5 protein-coding genes are annotated in these 7,487 nt (G+C 71.1%); 1 reads left to right on the top strand and 4 read right to left on the bottom strand.

The window, feature by feature from the left end:
• The first annotated feature begins 147 nt into the window (after window positions 1–147).
• Complete coding sequence (locus GUY60_RS31205) at window positions 148–1,152, top strand: LPXTG cell wall anchor domain-containing protein (protein ID WP_161703926.1); 1,005 nt, start codon at window positions 148–150, stop codon at window positions 1,150–1,152.
• An 82-nt stretch (window positions 1,153–1,234) separates the two neighbouring features.
• Here the strand turns inward: GUY60_RS31205 and GUY60_RS31210 are convergent, their stop codons facing one another.
• From GUY60_RS31210 to GUY60_RS31225, 4 genes are all read right to left on the bottom strand, one after another.
• Window positions 1,235–3,040: a GMC oxidoreductase gene (locus GUY60_RS31210; RefSeq protein ID WP_161703928.1), complete on the bottom strand. Its 1,806-nt coding sequence runs from the start codon at window positions 3,038–3,040 to the stop codon at window positions 1,235–1,237.
• A gap of 70 nt (window positions 3,041–3,110) precedes the next feature.
• Complete coding sequence (locus GUY60_RS31215; RefSeq protein WP_161703930.1) at window positions 3,111–4,772, bottom strand: succinic semialdehyde dehydrogenase; 1,662 nt, start codon at window positions 4,770–4,772, stop codon at window positions 3,111–3,113.
• Window positions 4,773–4,911: 139 nt separating this feature from the next.
• Window positions 4,912–6,705, bottom strand: a complete 1,794-nt coding sequence (locus tag GUY60_RS31220; RefSeq protein ID WP_161703932.1) for a serine/threonine-protein kinase — start codon at window positions 6,703–6,705, stop codon at window positions 4,912–4,914.
• A gap of 237 nt (window positions 6,706–6,942) precedes the next feature.
• The coding region (locus GUY60_RS31225) for a serine/threonine kinase C-terminal domain-containing protein (RefSeq protein ID WP_512700846.1) at window positions 6,943–7,487 on the bottom strand (545 nt) is incomplete at its 5' end.

Genomic DNA, 7,487 nt, shown 5'->3' on the forward strand with positions numbered 1-7,487 from the left:
ACATAAAGATTCTGTGAGTTCCGGTGCAACCCTGCACACCCGTCGCAGGTCATGCATGCGTATCAACGGCCACACCCGCGCCCCACCGCGGAGGCCTCCCACCTCCGTGCCGCGTGACGCGGTACGCCGGACTTTCCGAGGTCTTCCATGAAGCTTCGCCGTGTCATGGCCACCGCGGCCGCGACGGCAGTCATAGCCCCGGTCGCGCTGCTCGCCGCGCCCGCCGCCTACGCGACAGAGGGGACCGACCCGACTCCCTCCGCGAGCGCCACCGAGACCGCACCCGATCCCACGGACCCCGCCCCGACCGACCCGGGCTCCCCGGACCCGATCACGGATCCCACCTCGGAGCCCACCGAGGGCCCGACAGAGGGCCCGACAGAGGAGCCCACCACCGCTCCGACCGAGACCGCGACCGAGACGGCTGAGCCCACCCCGTCCGAGTCGGAGCCCGAGGAGCCGACCGACGAGCCCACCGAGCCGGTCGAGTGCGCCGAGTCCAAGGTCGACGTCGACATCAAGGGCCTGCCCGGCAAGATCGCCGCGGGCTCCGGCTGGCACAAGTTCAAGATGACGGTCGCCAACAACTCCGAGTCGACCCTCAAGGACCTGTTCTTCGTCGCCGGTGCCTCCGCCGACAAGAACGGCGAGAACGTCTTCAAGACCCGCCAGGTCGAGCTGCAGGCCTTCAACGAGGAGACCGGCGCCTGGGAGAACATCGGCACCGACGGTCACGCCGCCGGCTTCGTCGGCTGGACGGACGCGCTTGAGCCCGAGTACCAGGTCGACATCCCGCTGCGCCTGAACGTCAAGAACAGCGCCCCCGTCGGCACCGGCTTCTCGCTCGGCGGCAGCGTGTACAGCGACGAGGACGCCGAGTGCGTCGGCTTCGGCCAGGTCGCGTACAAGTTCCGGATCGTCGGTGCGGGCACCGACACCGAGGGCACCAAGCCGCAGGAAGGCGGCAAGGTTCCGGTCACCACCGAGAAGCCGAGCAAGGACAAGGCGACTCAGGTCACCGGCAGCCTCGCCGAGACCGGTTCGAGCTCGGCGCTGCCGACCATCGGCCTGATCGGCGGCATCACGCTCGTCGCCGGTGCCGGTGTGGTCTTCGCCGTCAAGCGCCGCCGGGGTGAGGGCGCGGCCGTCTGAGGCCCGCCCAACTCCTGTACGTGACAAGGGACCTGCACTCGGAGGGGGGTGCAGGTCCCTTTGTCGTACGGGGGTGGCGCGGCTACTTCTTCGGCGGCACCGTCGGGATCCCCAGGAACGGGAGCTTCAGCGCGCCGAAGGCGTCCGCCGGGACCGCCGGGGACTTGGGCTGCACCGGGGCGAGCCGCTCGTAACCGGCGCCCTGGGCGGGGCGCTGGTCGTCCTCGCCCTTGTTCGGCCACAGCGACATGGCGCGCTCGGCCTGTGCGGTGATGGTCAGCGACGGGTTCACGCCGAGGTTCGCGGAGACCGCGGCGCCGTCGACCACCGAGATGCCGGGGTGCCCGTACAGCCGGTGGTACGGGTCGATGACGCCGCTCTCGGCGTCGGCGCCGATCGGGCAGCCGCCCAGGAAGTGCGCGGTCAGCGGGGTGCCCATCAGCTCACCGATGTTGGACCCGGCGAAGCCGTTGATCTCCTCGGCGAGCAGCGAGGCCGCCTCGGTCGCTTCCTTGATCTGGTTCGGGTTGGGCGCACCGTGGCCCTGACGTGCCGTCAACAGGCCCTTGCCGAGGCCCTTTTCCTTGCGGTACGTGGTCAGCGAGTTGTCCAGGGACTGCATGACCAGGCCGATGATGGTCCGCTCCGACCAGCGCCGGTTGGACAGCGAGCGCAGCATGAGGAGCGGGTGCCGGGCGCAGTTGGCGAGCCAGGCCGCCACCCGCCTTGAGCCGTACGGGACTTGAAGGACCGTCATGCCGCCCATCGCGTTCGAGCCCTTGCCGTAGCGCACCGGCTCGATGTGCGTGTCGGCGTCCGGGTGGATCGACGATGTGATCGCGACGCCCTTGGTGAAGTCGACCTTCTCGACGCCGTGCCGCTTCTTGTAGCGCCGGTTGTCGGTCTGGGCGCCCACCAGGGCCTCGGAGTTGGTGCGGGTGAGGTCACCGAGGCGGTCCGAGACGCGCGGCAGCAGACCGTTGTCCTTCATCCGGTGCAGCAGCGTCTGGGTGCCGTACGTACCGGCGGCGATGACGACGCGGCGGGCCCGGAACACTTGGCCCTTGCCCTTGCGCTTGGCGTCGGTGGGCAGCGTCGCCACCGCGTAGCCGCCGCGCGCGTCGTCGCTGACCGAGACGACGGACGTCATCGGGTGGACGGTCGCGCCCGCCTTCTCCGCGAGGTACAGGTAGTTCTCGTTCAGGGTGTTCTTCGCGCCGTGCCGGCAGCCCGTCATGCACTCGCCGCACTCCGTACAGGCGTTGCGCGAGGGGCCCGCGCCGCCGAAGTACGGGTCGGCGACCTCGGTGCCGGGCGCGCCCTTGGCGTCGCCGGTGGCGTCCTCGCCGTCGCCGTAGAACACGCCGACCGGCGCCATGTGGAAGGAGTCACCGACGCCCATCGCCTCGGCCGTCGCCTTCAGGTGCACGTCGGACGGGGTCATCGTCGGGTTGAGCCGCACGCCCAGCATGCGCTGCGCCTGGTCGTAGTACGGCTTCAACTCCTCCTGCCAGTCCGTGATGTCCTTCCACTGCGGGTCGTCGAAGAACGGCTTCGGCGGTACGTACAGGGTGTTGGCGTAGTTCAGCGAACCGCCGCCCACGCCCGCGCCCGCGAGGACCATGACGTTGCCGAGCAGGTGGATGCGCTGGATGCCGTAGAGGCCGAGCGCCGGGGCCCACAGATAGTTCTTCAGGTCCCAGGAGTTCTTCGGCAGCGAGGCGCGGGTGAAGCGGCGGCCCGCCTCCAGGACGCCGACCCGGTACCCCTTCTCGGTCAGGCGCAGCGCGGAGACACTGCCGCCGAAGCCGGAGCCCACGACCAGGACGTCGTAGTCGAAATCCTCGTCCGGCTCAGCGTGGTTGTGGACAGACTCGTCCTGTGACACCGATACCTCCGTAGAAACGTGCAGGTCAGACGCGTGCCGCGCAGCTGGGCCGCGCAGGTGGCGGCGGGCGTCAGCGCAGTCGGAACGCCTTCATGACACGCAGGCTCGTGCTCATGAACGCCGCGTACTTCTCGTCGTCCATACCGAAGGACGGCGCCAGCGGCATCAGGCGCTGCTGGGCGACGGTCTGCGCTTCGGTGTACTTGAGGATGCCCTCGGAGCCGTGCCGTCGGCCCAGGCCCGAGTCCTTCATGCCGCCCATCGGCGACTGGACGCTGCCGTACGCGGGCGCGTAGCCCTCGTTGACGTTGACCGTGCCGGTGCGCAGGCGGGCGGCGACGGCGCGGCCGCGGCGGCCGTCCTTGGTCCACACCGAGGAATTCAGGCCGTACGCCGTGGCGTTGGCGCGCTCGACGACCTCGTCCTCGTCGGTGAAACGGTAGACGGAGACGACCGGGCCGAAGGTCTCCTCGTTGCACACGGACATCGGTGCCTCGACGCCGTCGAGGATGGTCGGCTCGAAGAAGTACGGGCCGATGTCGGGGCGCGCGACGCCGCCCGCGACGAGCGTCGCGCCCTTGGACACGGCCTCCTCGACGTGCCGCGTGACGGTCTCCAGCTGGCGTTCACCGACGAGGGAGCCCATGTCGGCGCCGTACGCGAGCGAGGTGCCCAGACGCATCGCGCGGGTGCGGGCCGCGAACCGGGCCACGAACTCGTCGGCGATCGACTCGTGGACGTACAACCGCTCGATGGAGATGCAGAGTTGGCCCGCGGACGAGAAGCAGGCGCGCACCGCGCCCGCCGCCGCCTTGTCGACGTCGGCGTCCTGGAGCACCAGCATGGCGTTCTTGCCGCCGAGTTCGAGCGAGACGCCGACCAGTCGGGCGGCGGCGCCCTGCGCGACCTCGCGGCCGGTGCGGGTGGAGCCGGTGAACGAGACGTAGTCGGCGTGCTTGACGACCTCGGGGCCGACGACCGGGCCCTCGCCAAGGACGACCTGGAACACCTCGGCCGGGAGCCCGGCCTCGATCAGCAGGTCACGCGCCCACAGGGCGGTCAGGCAGGTCTCGGTGTCGGGCTTCATCACGACGGCGTTGCCGGACACGAAGGCGGGCAGGGCGTCACCGACGGAGAGTTCCAGCGGGTAGTTCCACGGCGCGATCTGGCCGATGACACCGCGCGGCACCCGGTTCTCGACGACCTTGGTGAGCGTCGGCACCACACCGGTGTGCCGCTTGGAGCTCAGGTACGAGGGTGCCTTGCGGCCGTAGTGCCGGGCGGCGACCGCGACGGCCTGCACCTCCTCGTGGGCGTGCAGCCGGGCCTTGCCGGTCTCCAGCTGGATCAGGTCGAGCACCTCGGCCTGCCGCTGCAGCACCAGGTCGTGGAAGCGCAGCAGCACCGCGGCCCGCCTGCGCACCGGCGTCGCGGCCCAGGCGGCCTGCGCGGCACGGGCCCGCTCGAAGGCGAGCGCCACGTCCTCGGGCGTCGACTCCGGCAGGTCCGCCAGCTTCTCGCCGGTGAACGGCGTGTGGTTGGCGGTCCGCCCGGAGCCGACCACGTCACGGGTGAGCTGGGCCACCAGCTCAGGCGTCACCACATCGACCGCGGTACGCGCGCCTGCGGGTGCGGGGGCGATGGGGTTGGTGCCCTTGCCGTTGCCGGCGCCGTCGCTGGTGTCGTTGCTGCTGTCGTTCGTGCCCGGAGCGGGAGCCTGCGAGTCCGTCATGAGCGTGAGCGTACGACTCCGGAAACCTTTTGGGTACCCGTCGGTAACGAGGTTTCACGGAGTGCGCACATCGCGCCAGTGGGCGCTGGCAGTAAAGGGGCTGATCAGGGGGTTGTCAGACCCCCTGGCCAAGAAACGATCAGAGTTTGTCGATCTTCAGGTTCTCGATCGCCGCCTGCGCCACCGCACGGCCGCGCTCGGTCATGTCGCCCTTGCCCGGGTAGTTGATCGCGAGCTTGTACATGTCGCCGGACTTGGCGCGGTAGTAGAAGATCTTGGCCTCGCGGGGCATCTTGATCTCGTCGGCCTCCATCGAGTACCGGACGGTGTTCTCGGCGGCCTTCCGCTCCTGGTACAACACGTCGTTCTTGGTGGTGACCTTGGCCGGCTCCATGTCGGCGTTGGGCAGCACATCGGTGGAGGACGTGGCGCCCCGCAGCCCTTCGGCGTCGTCGAACGCCTCGGCCGCCGCACTGCTCTTGATCTCGTCGCTGTCGTCCTCCGCCTTCTTCTCCAGGCGCAGTTCGACGCTGATCGCGCCGCTCGGGTCGCTGTACTGCGTGAAGTACTCGCCCTGATCCATGTCGGGGTCAGGGGCATCGGTGAGCACGTAGTGCGTCGGCAGCATGACCGAACCGCCGACCCCCTTGAACTCCTTGGCCTTCCAGCCCTCTTCGTCGGAGACCGACCCCGCGAACGGATCCGCGATCACAAGACCCGCCGCCACCACGGAGGCCAGCACCACCGCCACACCCCCGAAAAGGACCTTGCGGCTGACCCGTACGCCGTCCACCGGGCCACGGGCCGTACCGCTCATGGACTGGGTGCGGGTCGGGGACGGCGGGCGGACCGCCTCCTCCAGGAGCTGACGGGCCTGCGCCGCCGTCGGCCGGTGGTTCGGGTCCTTGTTCAGGAGCCGGTTGATCGCGTCGGCCAGCGGACCCTTCGCGGCGTTCGGCGCGGCCGGGGTCGCGTTGATGACCGACTGCAGGGTCGCCGGGGTGTTGTTGCGGCGGAACGGCGAGACACCCTCCGTCGCCGCGTACAGCACCACACCGAGCGACCACAGGTCAGAGGCCGGGCCCGGACGCTGCCCCAACACCCGCTCGGGCGCGATGAATTCGGGCGAACCGACGAAGCTGCCGGTGTCCGTCAGGTTGGTCTCGCCCTCGATCTGGGCGATACCGAAGTCGGTCAGGACGACCCGGTCGTGCCGGCCGAGCATCACGTTGTCCGGCTTCACGTCCCGGTGCAGAACGCCCGCGGCGTGCGCCGCCTCGAGGGCGCCGAGCACTTCGAGGCCGATCCGCGCGGCCTCCCGGCCGCTGAGCGTGCCCTCCGCGAGCGCGTCGCCGAGCGAACGGCCCTGCACGAACTCCATGACGATCCACGGCTGGCCGTCCTCGACCGCCACGTCGTGCACGCTCACCACGGCCGGGTGGTCCAGCTTCGCCGCGGCGCGCGCCTCGCGCCGCATCCGCTCGAAGGCGTTCGCCCGCTCCCGCGCCGGCAGATGGTCCGGAATGCGCGGCTCCTTGACCGCCACCTCACGGTCCACCGTCTCGTCCTTGGCCCGCCACACGGTGCCCATACCGCCGTGGCCGAGCTTGGAGAGCAGCCGGTAACGCCCCGCGATGAGCCGCCCCGTACCCGGGTCGGGCTGCGCCTGCTCCTGCGGCACCACCTGCGTGGGGATGGCGTGCGGCTGCGGCGGCGGGGGCGGCGTGGGAGCGGCGGGCTGCTGCGGCCCGGACTGCTGCCCGTACGCGGCGGTCTCCTGCTGCGCGTGCTGCTGTGCGTGCTGCTGCTGCGCGTACGGGTCGGGGGCGCCGCCACCGTACGGCCCCGGGGCGCCCGGCGGCTGCTGCGGCGGCTGCAGGCCGTAGCTCGTCGGATCGTTCGGGCCGTAGGGCGTTCCCCCGTGGTTGCTCATGGGTCCATCCTTACCGCGCCGCCCGGCCCCCGATCCACCCAGGGAGGACAGCGGTCACTGACCCGTGACCCAGGGGGCCGGATTTCGCGCCGTTTGTACTTCTTTGCCGCTGTCGGTCCGTGCCGGGACGGGCGGCACTGTGACGGGTCTCGCACAGCGGGGTCGGTATGGGCGGCCGGGCCCGGCTCACGCCCCGATCCGCCTCACGCCCCGTACCCGCTCACGTCACGTGCCAACTCACGTCCCCTCCCGTACGAACGTGTCGAGGGCCGTGCCGAAGTGGCGCCGGGCCTCCGTCTCGCGGCCCACCGGCGCCGACACCCACACGTCGTACATCCGGCCGCCCTCCTCCCACGCCACGTCCAGCATGCGGCGCGGGCCCCAGCCGTCGCCCGAGCCGTCCCAGGTGAACTCCCAGCGGGCGGCCGGGCGTCCGTGGTGCCGGGCCGGTGCGACGCGCCCCGAGCGGTAGCCGGGATACGTGCGCGGCCCCTGCCCGTCCGCCTCGCGCAGCGCCGCCCCGGGACCGCCCTGCACCGGCGCCGCCTCCCGCACCCCGATCCGGAACGCGCCGCCCGGCGACACGTAGAACACCTGCGGCGGCTCGACCGTACGCACATACCCCTCCGGCACCGCCAGGGCGAAGCCCGCCGGATCGCGCACCAGGCGGTACCCGGCAGGCGCGGACCCCGAACCGGTCGGCACCCGCGTCACCGTCACCGTCGGAGTGGGCGAGGTGCGGGTGCCGTCCGAGGGGTGCGGCGCGCCTCCGTTCCCGGCAC

The organism is Streptomyces boluensis, assembly GCF_009908195.1.
GTDB classification, from domain to species: domain Bacteria; phylum Actinomycetota; class Actinomycetes; order Streptomycetales; family Streptomycetaceae; genus Streptomyces; species Streptomyces boluensis.